Here is a 19,376-nt window from a genome sequence, read left to right on the forward strand (position 1 = left end):
CGGCCGCCACTAGCGTGGCGGCATGTTCGAGGAAGCGGGCCGAGGCCGCGCCGCGCCATTGCGGGTCGCTCGGGGGGAAGTGCATGCCGATATCGCCCGCGCCGATCGTGCCGAGCAGCGCATCGGTGATGGCGTGGAGCGCCACGTCCGCGTCGCTATGGCCCGACAGGCCCTTGCTATGGGGGATACGCACGCCGCCCAGCCATAGCGCCTCGCCCTCGGCGAAGCGGTGGACGTCATAGCCGGTGGCGGTGCGCACGCGCATCGCCGAGGCCAGGCGCGCCTCCGCGGCGGCGAAGTCGGCGGGATGGGTGATCTTTTCGAGCATCGGGTCTCCGGGGACGAGTGCGACCTGGCCACCGGCCGCGCGCAACATCTGGGCGTCGTCCGTCGCCTCCTGTTCGGCGGGCCAGCGGCGATGAGCGTCGAGAATGGCGTCGAAGGCGAAGGCCTGCGGCGTCTGCACGCGGTAGAGCCGGTCGCGCGGGACGGTGTCGCCGATCACGTCGCCCGCCCCGCGCACCAGCGTGTCGGCAACGGGAAGGGCCGGGATCGCGCCGCCTTTCGCATCCAGACTGGTCAGCAGGTCATCGATCACGCGGGCCGGCAGGAAAGGGCGTGCGGCGTCGTGGATCAGGACATGGCTGAACCCCCCGGCGAGCAGCGCCTCCAGACCGTTGCGCACCGACTCACGCCGGGTGGCGCCGCCGGTGACGAAGGGCGTGGTGCCGAGCGCCGCTTCGAGCAGCGCCTCCTGGCCGGCGCCGATCACGGTCAGCACCGCGTCGATCTTCGGATGGCTGGCGAGCGCCTGATGGGCGTAGGCGAGCAGCGGCTTTCCGCCGAGCAACGCATATTGCTTGGGCACGCTGCCCCCGGCGCGGGTGCCGCTGCCGGCGGCGACGAGGATGGCGGCGGTACGGGTCGCGTTCATGGCGGTGCGCCTAGCCCAGTTTGCGGGGCAGGGGTAGGCCGATCGAATTCCTCCCCGTGCCGGGGAGAAATTGGGGCGGCCTTGCCCTTGCGGCCCTGGATCGCTACATGCGCTGCCTGATTTTCAGGCAGAATTGATGAGCGAACTCGCCCCCATCCAGATCGGCCCCGTGCGGGTCGAAGCCCCGGTGCTGCTTGCGCCGATGACCGGCGTGACCGACCTGCCGTTCCGGCGCGCAGTGCGGCGCTTCGGCTCGGGGCTCAACGTCACCGAGATGATCGCCAGCGCCGCCGCGATCCGCGAGACGCGGCAATCGGTGCAGAAGGCGGCCTGGGACCCGATCGAGGAGCCCGTCTCGATGCAGCTGGTCGGCTGCACCCCGCACGAAATGGCCGAGGCGGCCAAGCTCAACGAGGATCGCGGCGCCGCGATCATCGACATCAACATGGGCTGCCCGGTCCGCAAGGTGACCAACGGCGATGCCGGCTCCGCACTGATGCGCGATCTCGACCATGCCGGCGCGATCATCCGCGCCTGTGTCGACGCGGTGCAGGCGCCCGTGACGGTCAAGATGCGGATGGGCTGGGACCATGACAGCCTCAACGCCCCCGACCTCGCGAAGATCGCCCAGGACCTCGGCGCCAAGCTGGTGACGGTCCATGGCCGCACCCGCAACCAGATGTATCGCGGCTCGGCCGACTGGAGCTTCGTGCGCCGGGTGAAGGATGCCGTCTCGATCCCGGTGATCGTCAACGGCGATATCTGCTCGGTGGCCGATGCGCGTGAGGCGCTGGCCCAATCGGGCGCGGACGGCGTGATGATCGGTCGCGGCGCGTACGGCAAGCCGTGGATCCTCCGCCAGGTAATGGACGCGCTGACCGGCAAGGGCGACAGGCCCGAGCCCACGATCGAAGAACAATATCGCGTTATTACCGAGCATTACATCGAGACGCTTGCCCATTATGGCAACGAGGTGGGCGTCAACATGATGCGCAAGCATCTCGGCTGGTATACCAAGGGGCTGCACGGCTCGGCCGAGTTCCGCAACAAGGTGAACCAGGTGGTCGATCCGGTGAAGGTGCTGGACATGCTGGCGGAGTTCTACGAGCCGTGGCTTTCCCGCGCGGCGGCCTGAAGCGGTTCCGCCCGCAAACCGTCGAAGGACCGAGTTTCGCCGAACTGTTCGGCGCGCTGCCGGTGGCCGTGCTTGTGCTCGACCCCGATGGTCGCATCGCTCACGCCAACCCGGCCTGCGAGGTGCTGCTCAATCACAGCGAGACCAGCATGGTCGGGCAGCCCTATGACGCCGTCCTGCTGCCGCCCGAGGATTACAGCACCCGGCGCGACGGCCGCGGCTTCGCGGCGTTCGATGCGGAGATCGAGGCGGTTCGGGGTACGCGGCTGCGCGTCGACTTCCTAGAGACGCAGGTGCCCGATCATCCCGGCTGGCGGATCGTGACGCTGCACCACGCCCCCCAGGCGCGCCGGATGGCGCACGGGCTGGATCGCACCGCAGGCGCCCGCGCGGCGATCGGCGCCGCGGCGATGCTGGGGCACGAGATCAAGAACCCGCTCTCGGGCATCCGCGGTGCCGCCCAGCTGCTCCAGAATGGCGGCGACCCCGAGACCAACGACGAACTCACCCGCCTGATCACCACCGAGGTGGACCGGATCGCCGCGCTGATCGACCGGATGCAGGATTTCACCGACACCCGCCCGCTCGACCTGCAGCCGACCAACATCTACCCGCTGCTCGATCACGGGCGGCGCGTGGCGCTGGCGGGGTTCGCGAGGGGCATCGTGATCGAGGAATGGTTCGATCCGTCGCTGCCCCCCGTACTCGTCGACCGCGACGCCTTTCTGCAGGTGCTGATCAACCTCCTCAAGAACGCGGCCGAGGCGCTGAACGGCCTTGCCCAGCCGCGCATCATCCTGTCGACGGCCTTTCGCCACGGCATGTCGGTCAGTGCCGGACCCGGCCAGCCGCGCCGGCCGCTGCCGATCGAGATCTGCGTGATGGACAACGGTCCCGGCGCCCCCGCCGACATTGCCGAGCATCTGTTCGAGCCGTTCGTCTCGGGCAAGCCGGAGGGGAAGGGGCTGGGATTGCCGCTCGTCGAGAAACTGGTGCGGGATATGGGCGGCATCGTCCAATATGCCCGCGAACGCGAACCGGAGGTTACGGTGTTCCGCATCCTGTTGCCGCGAGCCAAGGCATGACGCCCGGCTCGGTACTGGTCGTCGACGACGACGCCGCGATCCGCACCGTCGTCGCCGCCGCGCTGAAGCGAGAAGGGCACCGTGTCGCCACCGCCGCCAGCGTCGCCGAGCTGCGGCGGGCGCTGACCACAGGTCTGCCCGACGTGCTGGTGACCGACGTGGTGCTGCCCGACGGCAACGGCCTCGACGTCGTGTCCGGGCTGATGGCGCAGCATCCGGCGCTGCCCGTGATCGTCTTCTCCGCCCAGAACACGCTGGCGACCGCGGTGCGCGCCACGGAAGTGGGCGCGTTCGACTATCTGCCCAAGCCGTTCGACCTCGATGTGCTGACCCATGCGGTGCAGAGCGCGATGGCGCGCGGCAGGCGCCGCCCGGCGGACCAGCCGGATGCGGAGCAGGGCGGGGGTCCGTCGCTGATCGGCCGCTCCCCGGCGATGCAGGAGGTGTACCGGGTGATCGCCCGCGTCGTCTCCAACGATCTCACCGTGCTGATCAGCGGCGAGTCGGGAACCGGCAAGGAACTGGTCGCCAAGGCGATTCACGATCTCGGGCCCCGTCGCCGCGCGCCGTTCGTCGCGCTCAACATGGCGGCGATCCCGCGCGAGCTGATCGAGGCCGAGCTGTTCGGCCATGAGCGCGGTGCCTTCACCGGCGCGCAGGCCCGTGTCGCCGGCAAGTTCGAGCAGGCGGCCGGCGGTACGCTGTTCCTCGACGAGATCGGCGACATGCCGATGGACGCCCAGACCCGGCTGCTGCGTGTACTCCAGTCCGGCGAGTTCACCACCGTCGGCGGCGCGCGGACGATCCGCGCCGACGTCCGCATCGTCGCGGCGACCAACAAGGATCTGGGCCAACTGGTCCAGGTCGGCCAGTTCCGCGAGGACCTGTTCTACCGTTTGAACGTTGTGCCGATCAGCCTGCCGGCGCTGCGCGAGCGGCGGCAGGACATTCCGCTGCTCGCCCGCCATTTCCTGGACCGTGCGGCCGAGGACGGACTGCCGCGCAAGCAGCTCGACAAGGACGCGGTGGCGCTGCTCGAGACGCTGGACTGGCCGGGCAATGTCCGTGAGCTGGAAAACCTGATGCGGCGCATCGCCGCCTTGTCGCGCGACGAGTGGATAGACGCGGCGGCACTCCGTCGGGCGCTCGGGGACGGCGGCGGGGTTGCACCGGTTGTGCGCGATGCAGGCATCGAGGCGGCGATCCGCGCCCGGCTGGAACGGATCGCGCTGGAAGAACCCCGCGCGCTGGACGACGGCACCCTCTACGACCGGATCATCGGGGAAGTGGAACGGCCGCTGATCGAGATGATGCTTGCCCGGCACCAGAACAACCAGCTGCGCGCCGCGCGTGCGCTGGGCATCAACCGGAACACGCTCCGCAAGCGGCTGGACACGCTTGGCATCGCCCCGCGCGGGGAGGATGGCGGGGGGTGAGACACGTCCCTTGCGCCATGTTGACGCGATTGCGTGACAATCGCGCAATATTCTGTGTTCTTTCGGCCACATTCCCTGTGTATCAAGGGGGCAATGGTCGCCGTAACTCCAGCGAGTCTCGATAGCCCGAAGGATTGGTCGCGCCCGCGCCGCGCCTTCCGGCTGGTCGAGTTCGGGGTGCTGGCGATCGCGCTGGCGACGCCCATCGCCACCTTCTGGTTCGTTCAGGGGAATTCGAAGCAGCAGCTGTTCAGCCCCGGCGTCGCCGCGACGCTGCTGCTCGCCAACCTGCTGCCCTATGTCGCGCTGATCGTGCTGATCGGCAGGCGGATCGCGATCAATCGGACGGCACGCTCGGCGCTGGAGGGCGGCGGGCGGCTGCACGTGCGGCTGGTGGCGGTGTTCACCCTGATGGCCAGCGTGCCGATCGTGCTCGCGGTGATCGCCGCCTCGATCATGTTCCAGTCGGGCATCCAGCTCTGGGGATCGGAGCGGGCGCGCGGCGCGCTCACTTCCACCCAGGCGCTTGCCAATGAAGGCAAGAAGCTGGTGATCGAGAACTGGCGGGGGGAAGCCCGGCAGATGGTCAGCGACATGCTGGAAATCGCTCCCGACGTGCCAGAGCAGTCGGCCGTTTTCCAGGACTGGTTCCTGCGGCAGACCTATTTCCGCAAGTTCTTCCAGTCGGTCCTCTTCCGCGTCGTCGACGGCGAGCATGTCGAGGCGCTGTACGCCTATGAGGCACCCTCCGCGCCGACCTTCACGCGCCGTGTTTCGAGCAACGTCCTGAAGGTGCTGCGCAACGAGGACAGCTTCATCAATTATGATTCGGAGATGGTGTGGGTCGTCACCCCGGTGAACCGGTCCAAGAAGCTGTTCCTCTATGTGGCGACCCCCAACAATGTCGAGTTTCTCAACCGCCAGAACCTCGCCTCCGATCGGATCGGCCGCGAATATTCCGCGCTGATCGCCCGGTCGCGGGCGCTGCAACTGCAGTTCAACGCGGTGCTGTTCGGCGTCGCGTTGCTGATCGTCGGTATCGCCACCTGGATCGCGCTGGCAGTGGCGGATCGGCTGGTGCGGCCGGTCGACCAGCTCGTCCAGGCCGCGCGGCAGGTGGCGGACGGCGACCTCGGCGCGCGGGTGCCGACGCCGGAGACGATCGACGAGATCGCGACCCTCGGCATCGCCTTTAACAGCATGACCGAGCGGCTGCAGGACCAGACCAGCGCGCTCGTCACCGCCAACGCCCAGCTCGACAGCCGCCGTGCGCTGATCGAGGCGGTGCTTTCCGGCGTGTCGGCAGGCGTGATCGCGATCGGTAGCGACCACCGGGTGCGGCTGATCAACGCCTCCGCCAATGCGCTGCTCCGCCACAAGGCCGAGGATCCCGTCGGCCTCCCGCTGGAGGCGCTCGCGCCCGAGCTGGAGGCGATGCTGGCCAGCGGCGAGCGCGAGGGCATCGTCCAGATCGCCGCCGGCACGGACGCGCGGACGCTGGCGGTGAAGGTAACCTCGGATGAAGGCGGCCAGGTCTTCACCTTCGACGACATCACCCAGCAGCTCAACGACCAGCGCCGCGCCGCCTGGGCGGATGTCGCCCGGCGTATCGCGCACGAGATCAAGAACCCGCTGACCCCGATCCAGCTCGCGGCCGAGCGGCTCCAGCGGCGCTACGGAAAGCAGGTCGACCAGAGCGACGGCGTTTTCGCGCGGCTGACCGAAACGATCGTCCGCCAGGTCGGCGATCTTCGGCGGATGGTGGACGAATTCTCGTCCTTCGCGCGGATGCCCAAGCCGATGTTCCGTCGCGAGTCGCTGCTCGACATCGCCCGCCAGTCGATGTTCCTGCACGAGGTCGCCCATCCGGCGCTGCGCTTCACGCTCGACGCGCCCGATCCGGCGCCGACGCTGGTCTGCGATCGCCGCCAGATCGGCCAGGCGCTGACAAATGTCGTCAAGAACGCCGTAGAGGCGATCGAGGCGCGGAACGAGGCGGCCGCCGGCGCCGGCGCCGAGCTGCCGCAGGGCGAGGTCCAGCTGACGATCGCGCCCGAGGCCGAGGGCAAGCTGGTCCTGACCCTGGCCGACAATGGCGTGGGCCTGCCGGTCGAGCGCGACCGGATTGTCGAGCCCTATATGACCACCCGCAGCCGCGGCACGGGGCTGGGGCTCGCGATCGTCAAGAAGATCGTCGAGGAACATTGCGGCACCATCGCCTTCGCCGATCGCCCCGGCGGCGGCACGTTGGTGACCCTGTGCTTTGATACCGCAGCGCTGGCTGGCGTTGCGCTGACCGACACGCCGGACGACGCAAAGGATGCGCGCCCGGCGATGCTCACCCGAACCGGAAGCAGAGTATGAGCCTGGACATTCTCGTCGTCGACGATGAACGCGACATCCGCGAACTGGTAGCCGGCGTGCTGGAGGACGAGGGGTACGCCACCCGCAACGCCGCGGACAGCGACTCCGCCCTGGAAGCGATCGCCGAGCGGCGACCGAGCCTTGTGCTGCTCGACGTGTGGCTGCAGGGCTCGCGGCTCGACGGGCTGGAACTGCTCGACGAGATCAAGCGGCGCGATCCCTCGATCCCGGTGCTGGTGATTTCGGGCCATGGCAATCTCGACACCGCCGTCGCGGCGATCCGGCGCGGCGCTTCGGACTTCATCGAGAAGCCGTTCGAGGCCGAACGGCTGCTGCTGATGGTCGCCCGCGCGACCGAGACCGAGCGGCTGCGGCGCGAAGTCGCCTCGCTGCGGGCGGTGGCGGGGCGGGGGACGGACCTGCACGGCACCTCCACCGCGATCAACACCGTCCGCGCGACCCTCAAACGGGTTGCCTCCACCGGCAGCCGAGTGCTGATCACCGGCGGCGCTGGCGTCGGCAAGGAGGTCGCCGCCCGCCTGCTCCACGGCTGGAGCCAGCGCGCCGATGCGCCCTTCGTGATCGTCAGCGCCGCCCGCATGACGCCCGAGCGGGTCGACGAGGAGCTTTTCGGCGTGGAGGAGGGCGGGGACCTCGTTCGTCCAGGCCTGCTCGAACAGGCGCATGGCGGCACGCTGTTCCTCGACGAGATCGCCGACATGCCGGTCGCCACCCAGGCGCGCATCCTGCGCGTGCTGACCGACCAGAGCTTCAGCCGCGTCGGCGGCACCCGCATCGTGAAGGTCGACGTTCGCGTTGTTTCCGCTACCGCGCGCGACCTGATGGAGGAAATCTCGGCCGGCCGCTTCCGCGAGGATCTCTATTACCGGCTGAACGTGGTGCCGGTGCCGATCCCGTCGCTCACCGATCGCCGCGAGGACATTCCGCCGCTGGTCGAGCATTATGTCGCGCACTACGCCTCCGAACGCCGCGTGCCGACGCCGGAGATCGCCGCCGATGCGATGGTGGCGCTGCAAAGCTATGACTGGCCGGGCAATGTCCGCCAGCTGCGGAACGTCGTCGAGCGCACGGTGATCCTGGCACCGGGCGACCGGATCGGCCGGATCGACGTGGACCTCCTGCCGCCCGAAGTGCTGGGCCGACAGAATGAGGCCGGCAACGGCATGGCTTCCAACGCGATCATGGGCGCACCGCTCAAGGAAGCGCGCGAGAGCTTCGAGCGCGAATATCTGCGCGTGCAGATCCGCCGCTTCTCGGGCAACATCTCGCGCACCGCCAGCTTCATCGGCATGGAGCGATCGGCGCTCCACCGGAAGCTCAAGCTCCTCGGCATCACCGACGCGCGCGACGACTGAGCGCCTATGGACGCGGGCGGGGGAACGTCCTAGATTGATATCCGACGCCAGGGTGGCGTCGACCCTGACGCCGGGAACGGCGCATCGCGGGACAAATCCCGCCAAGAATAAACGGAGCCAACCATATGGCAGAGAAGCAGACGTCGCTTCAGGACCTGTTCCTCAACTCGCTGCGCCGGTCGAAGACGCCGGTCACCATGTTCCTCGTCAAGGGCGTCAAGCTCCAGGGGATCGTGACCTGGTTCGACAATTTTTCGGTGCTGCTCCGCCGCGACGGCCAGTCGCAGCTGATCTACAAGCACGCGATCTCGACGATCATGCCGTCCGGCCCGATGGACCTGGCCGCGCTGCTCGACGCCGCGGGCGAGTATCAGCACAAGAACCCGGTGCTGCAGGAAATCTTCCTCAACGCCGTGCGCAAGGCGCAGGAAAACGTCACGATGTTCTTGGTGAACGGTGTGATGCTCCAGGGCCAGATCGCCGCGTTCGACCTGTTCTGCATGCTGCTCCAGCGCGAGGGCATGGCCCAGCTGGTCTACAAGCATGCCGTCTCCACCATCCAGCCCGCGCATCCGCTGAACCTCGCCGAGGAAACCAATAGCGGCGACGACGATTGACATCGGCATGAGCACTGGTTTCGAGCGCGACCCCGATGAATTCGCACGGGGCGCGAAGGCGCTCGTCGTTTATCCGGACATGGGCGGCAGTTCGCGCGACGCCGAGGCGCGGCTGGAGGAAACGGCCGGCCTTGCCGCGGCGATCGGCGTGGACGTCGTCGAGCGGGTCGCCGTGCGGCTGCGCCAGCCCAAGCCCGGCACGCTGATCGGCTCGGGCCAGGTGGAAGCATTGGCCGAGACGGTCCGCGACGGTGAACTCCAGCTTGCGGTCTTTGATGCTGCGCTGACGCCGGTGCAGCAGCGCAACCTGGAAACCGCGCTGGGCTGCAAGGTGATCGACCGCACCGGCCTGATCCTCGAGATCTTCGGCGAGCGCGCCCGCACGGCAGAAGGCCGGCTGCAGGTCGAGCTTGCCCACCTGGATTACCAGGCGGGCCGGCTCGTGCGCAGCTGGACCCACCTGGAGCGGCAGCGGGGCGGCTTCGGCTTCCTCGGCGGCCCGGGCGAAACCCAGATCGAGGCCGACCGCCGCCTGATCCGCGATCGCATGGCGCGGCTGCGGCGCGAGCTCGACCAGGTCAGCCGCACCCGCACCCTCCACCGCGACCGGCGCCAGCGCGCGCCCTGGCCGGTGGTGGCGCTGGTCGGCTATACCAATGCCGGCAAGTCGACGCTGTTCAACCGACTGACCGGGGCGGAGGTGATGGCGGAGAACCTGCTGTTCGCCACGCTGGACCCGACGCTGCGGCAGATTTCGCTGCCCGGCATCGACAAGGCGATCCTGTCCGACACGGTGGGCTTCGTCTCCGAACTGCCGACCCAGCTGGTCGCCGCGTTCAAGGCGACGCTGGAAGAGGTGGTCTCGGCCGATCTGCTGATCCATGTCCGCGACATCGCGCATCCCGACACCGAGGCGCAGCGCGTCGATGTGGAGAAGGTGCTGCAGGAAATCGGCGTGTCCGAACACACGCCCCGCTTTGAGGCATGGAACAAGCTCGACCTGCTCGACGACGAGCAGCGCGAGGAGGCCCTGGCGATCGCCGCACGCCGCACCGACGAGGTGCGGGTGATCTCGGCGCTCACCGGTGAGGGCGTCGATGCGCTGGTCGAAGGGGTCGCGGGCCGGCTTACCGAGGGACACCGCCGCTACACGCTGCGGCTGGACCCGGCGGACGGCGCGGGTGCGGCGTGGCTGCACCAGCATGGCGACGTCATCGAACAGCATATCGAGGACGCGCAGGCGATCTACGAGGTCCGGATGGCGCCGCGCGATTACGAGCGGTTCCTGACTCGGGGGTAGGGGACGGGAGCGGCCTCTGCTTCGTTTCTTTTAGGCGCCCTTGAATTCGTCATCCCGGCGAAAGCCGGGATCCATTCGCCGCTCTCTTTCAGCAAAGGCCGCGACGTAGCGCCAATGGATCCCGGCTTTCGCCGGGATGACGTTGAACTGTTGGTACCCTTCACCCCCGCTTAACGGCCTGCCAAAGCACTTCCTTGTCGTCCAGAGACAGCCCGACGAACGCCGCACCGGCGCGTTCCTCCATTGCCTTGAAGCGGCGTTCGAACTTTGCGTTGCCTGCTCGCAGCGCAGCTTCTGGTTCCACACCCAATTTGCGGGCATAGTTCACCACGGCGAACAGCAGGTCACCAACCTCCTCGGCGCGATGCGCATCGTTCTCGGCGGCATCCACCTCGGCCAGTTCCTCGAGGATCTTCTCGCGCGCTTCTTTTGGATCCGGCCAGTCGAAGCCGGTGCGGGCCGCGCGTTTCTGCAGCTTCTCGGCGCGCAGCAGGGCGGGGAGGCCGATCGCGACGCCGTCCAGCGCGCTGGATGCCCCCTTGGCGCCGCGCTCCTCGGCCTTGATCGCCTCCCAGAGGTGGTGGCCGCCCTCTGCCACATCGCCGAAGATGTGCGGGTGGCGGCGCTCCATCTTGTCGCTGATCGAGGTGACCACATCGGCCAGCGCGAACTGCCCCGCCTCCTCGGCGATGCGGGCATGGAACACCACCTGGAGCAGCAGGTCTCCCAGCTCGTCCTTCAACTCGGCGATGTCGCCGCGCTCGATCGCATCGGCAACCTCATAGGCCTCCTCGATCGTGAACGGGGCGATGGTTGCGAAGGTCTGCGCGACATCCCATTCGCAGCCACGCTCGGGATCGCGCAGCCGTTCCATGATGGCGACCAGGCGGTCGATGCCGGTGGGGGACGTCATGCAAAAGGCCTCCTGAACGCGGGGTGCGGACAGGAGGCCTTTGAAGGTCCCGCGGGGCTTAGGCAAGCCGCGCGAGGGTCAGTCGAGGCGGCGCCCCAGTTCCTTGTTGAAGTAGAGCGCGATCAGCGTGCCCGCAGCGCCCGAGAGCAGATAGCCACCCGACGCGATCACGCCCCAGTTGCTCGCCAGCAGCAGCGCGGCGAGCGGCGCGAAGCCGGCGCCGAACAGCCAGGCCAGGTCCGAGGTGAGCGCCGCGCCGGTATAGCGGGCGCGCTTCGGGAAGTTGCTGGCGACCGCACCCGAGGACTGGCCGAACGCCAGGCCGAGCAGGATGAAGCCGATCACCATGAACAGCGCTTCGCCGACACCGCCCTTTTCGAGCAACTGCGGTGCGAACCCCGAATAGGCGGCAATGGCAAGCGCAGTGTAGCCGAGCAGCGAGCGGCGGCCGATCCGATCGGCAAGGATGCCGGAGATCACGATCGCAACCACGCCGCAGGCGGCGCCGCCCACCTCGATCCAGAGGAAACGGACCAGGTCCTCCGTCGTGTACAGCGCCACCCAGGAAAGCGGGAACACCGTCACCATGTGAAACAGCGCGAAGCTGGCGAGCGGGGCGAAGGCGCCGATGATGATGTTGCGCCATTGCGCCTTGATGGTCGCGGTGACGCGCGAGGGCGTCAGTTCGCGGCTTTCGAAGAGCTTCACATATTCCGGCGCCACCACCATGCGCAGGCGGGCGAACAGCGCCACCACGTTGAGCGCGAAGGCGACGAAGAACGGATAGCGCCAGCCCCAGCTCATGAAGTCGGCCGAGTCGAGTGCGCCCAGGAAATAGGCGAACAGGCCGCTGGCCACGATCAGTCCGAGCGGGGCGCCGAGCTGCGGCACCATCGCATACCAGCCGCGGCGATCCGCCGGCGCGTTGAGCGCCAGCAGCGAGGCGAGACCGTCCCACGCACCGCCAAGTGCAATGCCCTGGAGGATGCGCAGCGCCGCCAGCAGGATCGCCGACCAGGTGCCTACCTGCTCATAGCCGGGCAGGAACGCCATCGACACCGTCGCGGTGCCGAGCAGGAACAGGGCTAGGGCAAGCTTGGTGCCGCGACCGTGGCGACGGTCGACGCGCATGAAGATCTGGGTACCGATGGGGCGGGCGATGAAGGCGAGGGGGAAGAGGGCGAACGACCAGAGCGTGCCGGTCACGCGGTCCATGTAGGGAAACACCAGCGCCGGGAAGACCAGCACCGAGGCGATCGCATATACGAAAAAGTCGAAAAATTCGGATGTTCGTCCGATGATCACCCCAATGGCGATATCGCCGGGGCGGAGGTGATCGTCACCTTTTGCGGTGTTGATCAGGCGGGCGTCACGTTCGATCTGCGTCGAACCAAGCTGAGCATTGGCCATGGGATATGTCTACCGCAAAGCTTTGGGGAAAGCACCTAGGGAAACTCGCGGGTTGCGACCATGGGACAAATTGTCCTATTTCGCACCCGCACAACCCCTCCTAACTCGCGGCCGCTATGTTTCGATCCATGCCCCCATTCCGTCGCGCCCTCAGGCCGACGGCCCTGATCGCTACCCTTGCTGCTCCGCTGATCCTTGGCGGATGCGATCTTGTCGTGATGAATCCATCCGGCGATGTTGCACGGCAGCAGGCCGACCTGATCCTCTGGTCGACGTTCCTCATGCTGCTCATCATCGTTCCGGTGATGGCGCTGACCGTGTTCTTCGCGTTCAAATATCGCGCGAGCAACACCGAGTCGGAGTATGATCCGGACTGGGACCATTCGACCCGCATCGAACTGGTGATCTGGTCGGCACCGCTGCTGATCATCATCGCCCTCGGCGCGCTCACCTGGCTCGCGACCCACAAGCTGGATCCCTACCGGCCGCTCGATCGCATCGCGCCGGGCAAGCCGATCCCGGCCGACCAGCGGCCGCTGGAAATCCAGGTCGTCTCGCTCGACTGGAAGTGGCTGTTCATCTATCCCGAACAGGGCGTCGCGACGGTCAACGAGCTGGTGCTTCCGGCCGATCGCCAGGTGCGCTTCCGCATGACCTCGTCGAGCGTGATGAACACCTTCTACGTGCCGGCGATGGCGGGCATGATCTACACCATGCCGGGCATGGAGACGAAGCTCCATGCGGTGATGAACCGCGTCGGCACCTTCGAGGGCGTGAGCGCCAACTATAGCGGCGCCGGCTTCTCCGACATGCGCTTCCCGACCCTGTCGGTCGACGCGGCAGGCTTTGACCAGTGGGTCGCCAAGACCAAGGCATCGGGCGGTTCGCTGGATGCCGCGCAGTATCTCACGCTCGAAAAGCCGAGCGAGAAGGTGCCCGCGATGCACTTCGGCGCGATCGAGGCCGGGCTGTTCGACCGCATCGTCCAGATGTGCGTGAAGCCGGGCACCACCTGCAGCGGCCACATGATGCACCATGGTGCGGGTGCCCAGCAGGTCGCCCCTCCGGTAAATAACAAGCCGGGCGAAGGCGCGGACGGCGCGCTGATGAAGGCCCCGGACGAAATGAAGACGAGTCCGCACCTCACGCACCCGCACGGCGCACCCGCCGGCCATAGCGAGCCGGGCGCGGATTCGAACCGTAACATGACCCGCATGGACGCGACGACCTATCCCGGTCGCGCGGCGGCGGGCGAGGCTTGAGCACTGCCATGTCTGACACTTTGATCAAGATGATCTTCGGTCGGCTCTCCCTCGAGAGCCTGCCGTTGCATGAACCGATCGTGGTCGCCACCTTTGCTGGCGTCGCGCTCGGCGGCATCGCGCTCGTGGGCGCGCTGACCTATTTCCGCCTGTGGGGCTATCTCTGGAAGGAGTGGTTCACCACCGTCGACCACAAGCGCATCGGCATCATGTACATGGTGCTGGGCCTGGTGATGCTGCTGCGCGGCTTCGCCGATGCAATCATGATGCGTCTCCAGCAGTCGATGGCGTTCGGCGCCAACGAAGGCTATCTGAACGCGCACCATTACGACCAGATCTTCACCGCCCACGGCGTGATCATGATCTTCTTCGTGGCGATGCCGTTCGTCACCGGCCTGATGAACTTCGTGGTGCCGCTGCAGATTGGCGCGCGCGACGTCAGCTTCCCGTTCCTGAACAATTTCAGTTTCTGGATGACGGCGGCGGGTGCGGCGCTGGTGATGGCGAGCCTGTTCATCGGCGAGTTCGCGCGGACCGGCTGGCTGGCGATGGCGCCGCTGTCGGGCCTCGACTATTCGCCGGACGTGGGCGTCGACTATTATATCTGGGCCCTGCAGATCGCGGGCGTGGGTACCTTGCTGTCGGGCGTCAACCTGGTCGCCACCATCGTCAAGATGCGCGCGCCGGGCATGGGCCTGATGAAGATGCCGGTCTTCACCTGGACCGCGCTGGCCACCAACATCCTGATCGTCGCCGCCTTCCCGGTGCTCACCGCCGTGCTCGCGATGCTCAGCCTCGACCGCTATGTCGGCACCCAGTTCTTCACGAACACCGGTGGCGGCAACCCGATGATGTACGTGAACATGATCTGGATCTGGGGTCACCCGGAGGTGTACATCCTGATCCTGCCGGCCTTCGGTATCTTCTCCGAAGTCACCTCCACCTTCTCGGGCAAGCGCCTGTTCGGCTATACCTCGATGGTCTACGCCGTGCTGGTCATCACCATCCTGTCGTACCTCGTCTGGCTCCATCACTTCTTCACGATGGGCTCGGGCGCGAGCGTGAACAGCTTCTTCGGCATCACCACGATGATCATCTCGATCCCGACGGGTGCGAAGATCTTCAACTGGCTGTTCACCATGTACAAGGGCCGCATCCGCTTCGAGCTGCCGATGATGTGGACCATCGCCTTCATGCTGACCTTCGTGATCGGCGGCATGACCGGCGTGTTGCTGGCGGTTCCGCCCGCCGACTTCGTGCTGCACAACTCGCTGTTCCTGGTCGCGCACTTCCACAACGTGATCATCGGCGGCGTGCTGTTCGGCCTGTTCGCCGGCATCAACTACTGGTGGCCCAAGGCCTTCGGCTTCAAGCTCGACAAGAAGTGGGGCCTCGTCTCCTTCTGGTGCTGGGTGGTGGGCTTCTGGGTGGCGTTCACGCCGCTCTACGTCCTCGGCCTGATGGGCGTGACCCGTCGCCTGCGCCACTTCGAGGATCCCAGCCTCCAGATCTGGTTCGTCGTCGCCGCGATCGGCGCTGCGATCATCGCGGTCGGCATCGCTGCCTTCCTGCTCCAGATCTTCGTCAGCATTCGCAATCGTGAGGCGCTGAAGGACGAGAGCGGCGATCCGTGGAACGCCCGCACGCTGGAATGGGCGACCTCGTCGCCGCCGCCGGCCTACAACTTCGCGTTCACGCCGATCATCCACGACCTGGATGCCTGGTACGACATGAAGGCGAAGAAGGCCGAGCGCCCGGTGACCGGCTATCTGCCGATCCACATGCCGAGCAACACCGGGGCCGGCATCATCCTGGCGGGCTTCTCGCTGGTGTGCGGCTTCGCGATGATCTGGTACATCTGGTGGCTCGCCGCCGCATCGTTCCTGGGCCTGATCGTCATGGCGATCGCCCATACCTTCAACTATGATCGCGACTTCTACATCACGGCAGAAGAAGTGACCGAAACCGAGAATGCGCGCACCCAGGTGCTGGCGCGGCTGGGAGCCTGAGGCGATGAGCGCCACGACCATACCCACGACGGGCGACACACCCGTCTTCTACCAGCTCGAGGAGGAGCATCACGAACCCGGCGGCAGCACGCTGCTCGGTTTCTGGATGTACCTCATGAGCGACTGCCTCATCTTCGCGATGCTGTTCGCGGCCTGGGGCGTCTATGGAACCAGCTTCGCGGGAGGCCCGACCTCCCACGAACTGTTCAAGCTGCCGCTGGTGGCGGTGAACACGGCGATGCTGCTGTTCTCCTCCATCACCTACGGCTTCGCGATGATCGCGATGCAGGAAAAGCGCCAGGGTGCGGTGCAGGGCTGGCTGCTGCTAACCGCGCTGTTCGGCGCCGCCTTCCTCGGTATCGAGCTCTACGAGTTCTCGGAACTGATCCATGAAGGTGCGGGTCCGTGGCGCTCGGCGTTCCTCTCGTCCTTCTTCACCCTGGTGGGTACGCACGGTCTGCACGTCACCTTCGGCCTGATCTGGCTGTTCACGCTGATGGTGCAGGTGGCGCGCAAGGGCCTGATCCCGGCCAATGTCCGTCGCCTCCAGTGCCTGTCGCTGTTCTGGCACTTCCTCGACGTGGTCTGGATCGGTGTGTTCACCTTCGTCTATCTGTTTGGAGCCATGCGATGAGCGCGGACACCCACGGCCACGCCGGCCACCACCACGGCCACGGCCATGATCACGGCCATGACGCGCCGCATTCGACCCGTGGCGGCTACATCACCGGCTTCCTGCTCTCGGTCGTCCTCACCGCGATCCCATTCGGGATCGTGATGGGCGGCTGGATCGCCGACACCCGCGTGGCGGTGGCGATCTGTGCGGCGCTGGCGATGGTGCAGATCGTCGTCCACATGATCTACTTCCTCCACATGAACAGCAAGTCCGAGCAGGGCTGGACGCTGATGGCGCTGATCTTCACGGCGATCATCGTCGTGATCGCGCTCACCGGCTCGCTGTGGGTCATGTACAACATGAACCTCAACATGATGCCCGGGATGGCTTCCGGCGCCGGCATGTGAACCGGTCGGCTTCCCGCAACTGGATGGCGATCGCGCTCACCCCGCTGATCGCCATCCTGCTCGGCCTCGGCATCTGGCAGGTCGAGCGACGCAGCGAGAAGCTGGCATTGATCGATCGGCTAGAGCGGGGGCTGGCGGCAGCGCCGGTTCCCGCGCCCGGACCCGCCGAATGGGCGGGCATCGATCGCAACGCCACCTATCGTCGGCTCCGCGTCACCGGCCATTACCTTCCCTGCCGCACCAGGCTGGCACAGGCCGTCACCGATCTCGGCCCCGGCAAATGGGTGATGACTCCCCTGGTCTCCGATCGCGGCTTCACCCTCTTCGTCAATCGGGGCTTCCTGCCCGACAATCAGAGGCTGCCCGACTGTACGTCGGTGGCCGACGCGCCGGTGACCGTCACCGGCCTGCTGCGTCTGAGCGAACCCAAGGGCGGGTTCCTCCGCGCCAACGATCCCGCCGCCGACCGCTGGTACTCGCGCGATGTCGCCGCGATGGGGCAGGGGCTCACCCCGCTCGCACCCTATTTCCTCGACGCCGATCGCAGCGGCGACGGCTGGCCCCGCGGCGGCATGACCGTCGTGCGCTTCCCCAACAACCATCTCGTCTATGCGCTGACCTGGTTCGGCCTTGCGCTGCTCACCGGCTGGTTCGCCTGGCGTGCCTGGCGCGGGCGCGGAGAGGCATGAGCGCCCGCACGCCGGACGACGCCGCCCGCCGCAACCTGTTGCTGCTGGTCCAGCTCCGCTGGCTGGCGGTGCTGGGGCAGCTGACCACGATCCTCGGCGTCCACCTCGTCTTCGGCGTGCGCCTGCCGCTTGTGCCGATGCTGGCGACGATCGGCGTTCTGGTCGCGCTCAACCTGGCGATGGTGCCGGCCCGGGCGCTGCGCCCGGCGACCAACGCGCAGGTGATGGCCGGGCTGCTGGTCGATGTCGCCTGCCTGACCATCCTGCTCTATCTGAGCGGCGGGGCAACCAACCCGTTCGTGTCGCTCTACCTGCTGCAGGTGGTGCTGGGGGCGGTACTGCTAGACACCGGATCGAGCTGGGCACTGGTGGTGCTGACCAGCACGGCCTTCGCAACACTGGCGATCGTCCATCGCCCGCTGCCGCTGCCCCTGGCGCTGGCCAGCAGCCTGTCCGGCCCCTTCGTCTTCGCGCTGTGGTTCAACTATACGCTGATCGCGACGCTGGTCGTCCAGTTCGTCACCCGCATTGCCCGCAACCTGCGCGACCGCGACGCCCGCCTGGCCGAACTGCGCCAGCGCGCGGCGGAAGAGGAACATATCGTCCGCATGGGCCTGCTCGCCAGCGGCGCGGCGCACGAACTGGGCACGCCGCTCGCCTCGATCTCGGTCGCGCTGGGCGACTGGCGGGCCGATCCCAAGATCCGCCGCGATGCACAGTTGAGCGCCGAGGTCGCCGACATGCAGGCCGAGGTCGCGCGCTGCAAGGCGATCGTCGCCGGCATTCTGTTCGCCGCCGGCGAGGTGAGCGGCGAGGCGCCCGAGCGCACCACGCTCCGCCGCTTCGTCACCGGGCTGATCGAAGGCTGGCCGCGCAACGACAGCGTGACGCTCGACTATCGCCTGCCGACCGACCTGCCGATCGTCGCCGATCGCGCGCTCGGCCAGTCGATCATCAACCTGCTCGACAATGCGATCGAGGCGGGGGCGCAGCGCATCCGCCTTTCCGTCAGCGCACCCGAGGAGGCACTGGTGCTGGCCGTGCGCGACGATGGCCGCGGCTTTCCCGAGGCGGTGCTGCCGCGGATCGGCGATCCCTACAACAGCAGCAAGCAGCAGCAGGGCGCCGGGCTCGGGCTGTTCCTCGCCCATAATGTGCTGCGCACGCTGGGCGGCACGCTGGCTGCACGGAACCTTGAAACAGGTGGCGCCGAAGTCGTGCTGCGGGTACCGGTGGCGGCCCTGGCGCTCGAGGACGAATCCGAATGACCGCGCACAAGCTGTTGATTATCGAGGATGACGCGGTGTTTGCCCGCACCCTTGCTCGCTCGTTCGAGCGGCGCGGCTATGCGGTGGAGGTGCTCAACGGCCCCGAGGGCGTCGAGGAGACGGCGGCGGCCTTCGCGCCGACCCGCGCGGTGGTGGACCTGCGGCTCGGCGGCAGCTCGGGGCTGGTCTGCGTCAAGCAGCTGCACGATCTCGACCCCGCGATGCGGATCGTCGTGCTCACCGGCTTCGCCAGCATCAGCACGGCGGTGGAGGCGGTGAAGCTGGGGGCCACCAACTATCTGATGAAGCCGGCCAATACCGACGATATCGAAGCCGCCTTCGACCGCGTCGACGGCGACGTCGATACCGAGCTCAAGGCGCGGCCGACCTCGATCAAGACGCTGGAATGGGAGCATATCCACCAGACGCTGGCGGATACCAACTACAACCTGTCCGAAGCGGCGCGCCGCCTGGGCCTCCATCGCCGCACGCTGGCCCGCAAGCTGGACAAGAAGCACTTGTAAGACGTGTGTTGCCGGAGGTGGGAAAAGTGCA

17 protein-coding genes are annotated in these 19,376 nt (G+C 67.2%); 14 read left to right on the plus strand and 3 right to left on the minus strand.

The window, feature by feature from the left end:
• The coding region (gene ispD / locus KK7_RS0119525) for a 2-C-methyl-D-erythritol 4-phosphate cytidylyltransferase (protein WP_010546325.1) at window positions 1-934 on the minus strand (934 nt) is incomplete at its 3' end.
• Window positions 935-1,070: 136 nt separating this feature from the next.
• Here ispD and dusB point away from each other — a divergent pair.
• The 7 genes from dusB (at window position 1,071) to hflX (ending at window position 10,247) form a co-directional block, all read left to right on the plus strand.
• Window positions 1,071-2,069, plus strand: a complete 999-nt coding sequence (dusB, locus tag KK7_RS0119530) for a tRNA dihydrouridine synthase DusB (protein WP_010546326.1) — start codon at window positions 1,071-1,073, stop codon at window positions 2,067-2,069.
• Window positions 2,045-3,154 carry a two-component system sensor histidine kinase NtrB gene (locus KK7_RS0119535; RefSeq protein ID WP_010546327.1) on the plus strand — a complete coding sequence of 370 codons (1,110 nt, stop codon included), beginning with the start codon at window positions 2,045-2,047 and terminating at the stop codon, window positions 3,152-3,154. Before dusB ends, KK7_RS0119535 begins: the two co-directional genes overlap by 25 nt.
• Window positions 3,151-4,590 carry a nitrogen regulation protein NR(I) gene (ntrC, locus tag KK7_RS0119540; protein WP_010546328.1) on the plus strand — a complete coding sequence of 480 codons (1,440 nt, stop codon included), beginning with the start codon at window positions 3,151-3,153 and terminating at the stop codon, window positions 4,588-4,590. Before KK7_RS0119535 ends, ntrC begins: the two co-directional genes overlap by 4 nt.
• Window positions 4,591-4,683: 93 nt before the next feature.
• Window positions 4,684-6,954, plus strand: coding sequence for a sensor histidine kinase NtrY-like (locus KK7_RS0119545; protein ID WP_010546329.1), 2,271 nt, complete (start codon window positions 4,684-4,686; stop codon window positions 6,952-6,954).
• A complete protein-coding gene (gene ntrX, locus KK7_RS0119550) occupies window positions 6,951-8,330 on the plus strand; it encodes a nitrogen assimilation response regulator NtrX (RefSeq protein ID WP_010546330.1) in 1,380 nt (459 codons plus the stop codon). Before KK7_RS0119545 ends, ntrX begins: the two co-directional genes overlap by 4 nt.
• A 125-nt stretch (window positions 8,331-8,455) precedes the next feature.
• Window positions 8,456-8,947, plus strand: coding sequence for an RNA chaperone Hfq (gene hfq, locus KK7_RS0119555; RefSeq protein ID WP_010546331.1), 492 nt, complete (start codon window positions 8,456-8,458; stop codon window positions 8,945-8,947).
• A gap of 7 nt (window positions 8,948-8,954) precedes the next feature.
• Window positions 8,955-10,247: a GTPase HflX gene (gene hflX, locus KK7_RS0119560; RefSeq protein ID WP_010546332.1), complete on the plus strand. Its 1,293-nt coding sequence runs from the start codon at window positions 8,955-8,957 to the stop codon at window positions 10,245-10,247.
• A gap of 160 nt (window positions 10,248-10,407) precedes the next feature.
• Here the strand turns inward: hflX and mazG are convergent, their stop codons facing one another.
• Together mazG and KK7_RS0119570 are read right to left on the minus strand one after the other, a co-directional pair.
• A complete protein-coding gene (mazG, locus tag KK7_RS0119565; protein WP_010546333.1) occupies window positions 10,408-11,160 on the minus strand; it encodes a nucleoside triphosphate pyrophosphohydrolase in 753 nt (250 codons plus the stop codon).
• Between the two features lie 78 nt (window positions 11,161-11,238).
• On the minus strand, window positions 11,239-12,570 hold the full coding sequence (locus tag KK7_RS0119570) for an MFS transporter (protein WP_010546334.1): 1,332 nt from the start codon (window positions 12,568-12,570) through the stop codon (window positions 11,239-11,241).
• A gap of 128 nt (window positions 12,571-12,698) precedes the next feature.
• Here KK7_RS0119570 and cyoA point away from each other — a divergent pair, with 128 nt between their 5' ends.
• From cyoA to KK7_RS0119605, 7 genes are read left to right on the plus strand one after another with little or no spacing between them, the layout of a single operon-like run.
• A complete protein-coding gene (gene cyoA, locus KK7_RS0119575) occupies window positions 12,699-13,832 on the plus strand; it encodes a ubiquinol oxidase subunit II (RefSeq protein WP_029623467.1) in 1,134 nt (377 codons plus the stop codon).
• Window positions 13,833-13,840: 8 nt separating this feature from the next.
• Complete coding sequence (gene cyoB, locus KK7_RS0119580; protein ID WP_010546336.1) at window positions 13,841-15,841, plus strand: cytochrome o ubiquinol oxidase subunit I; 2,001 nt, start codon at window positions 13,841-13,843, stop codon at window positions 15,839-15,841.
• Window positions 15,842-15,845: 4 nt separating this feature from the next.
• A complete protein-coding gene (gene cyoC / locus KK7_RS0119585) occupies window positions 15,846-16,475 on the plus strand; it encodes a cytochrome o ubiquinol oxidase subunit III (RefSeq protein ID WP_010546337.1) in 630 nt (209 codons plus the stop codon).
• Entirely contained in the window at window positions 16,472-16,864 is a 393-nt protein-coding gene (gene cyoD / locus KK7_RS0119590; protein WP_010546338.1) for a cytochrome o ubiquinol oxidase subunit IV, read from the plus strand. Before cyoC ends, cyoD begins: the two co-directional genes overlap by 4 nt.
• Window positions 16,865-16,887: 23 nt before the next feature.
• Window positions 16,888-17,553, plus strand: coding sequence for an SURF1 family protein (locus KK7_RS0119595; protein WP_040599462.1), 666 nt, complete (start codon window positions 16,888-16,890; stop codon window positions 17,551-17,553).
• Window positions 17,550-18,821 (plus strand): ATP-binding protein, encoded by a 1,272-nt coding sequence (locus KK7_RS0119600; protein WP_010546340.1) that lies wholly within the window; start codon window positions 17,550-17,552, stop codon window positions 18,819-18,821. Before KK7_RS0119595 ends, KK7_RS0119600 begins: the two co-directional genes overlap by 4 nt.
• Entirely contained in the window at window positions 18,818-19,345 is a 528-nt protein-coding gene (locus KK7_RS0119605) for a response regulator transcription factor (protein WP_010546341.1), read from the plus strand. The genes KK7_RS0119600 and KK7_RS0119605 overlap by 4 nt, the downstream gene beginning before the upstream one ends.
• Window positions 19,346-19,376: the final 31 nt, after the last annotated feature.

Origin of the sequence: Sphingomonas elodea ATCC 31461 (assembly GCF_000226955.1) — a bacterium.
Taxonomy (GTDB): Bacteria; Pseudomonadota; Alphaproteobacteria; order Sphingomonadales; family Sphingomonadaceae; genus Sphingomonas; species Sphingomonas elodea.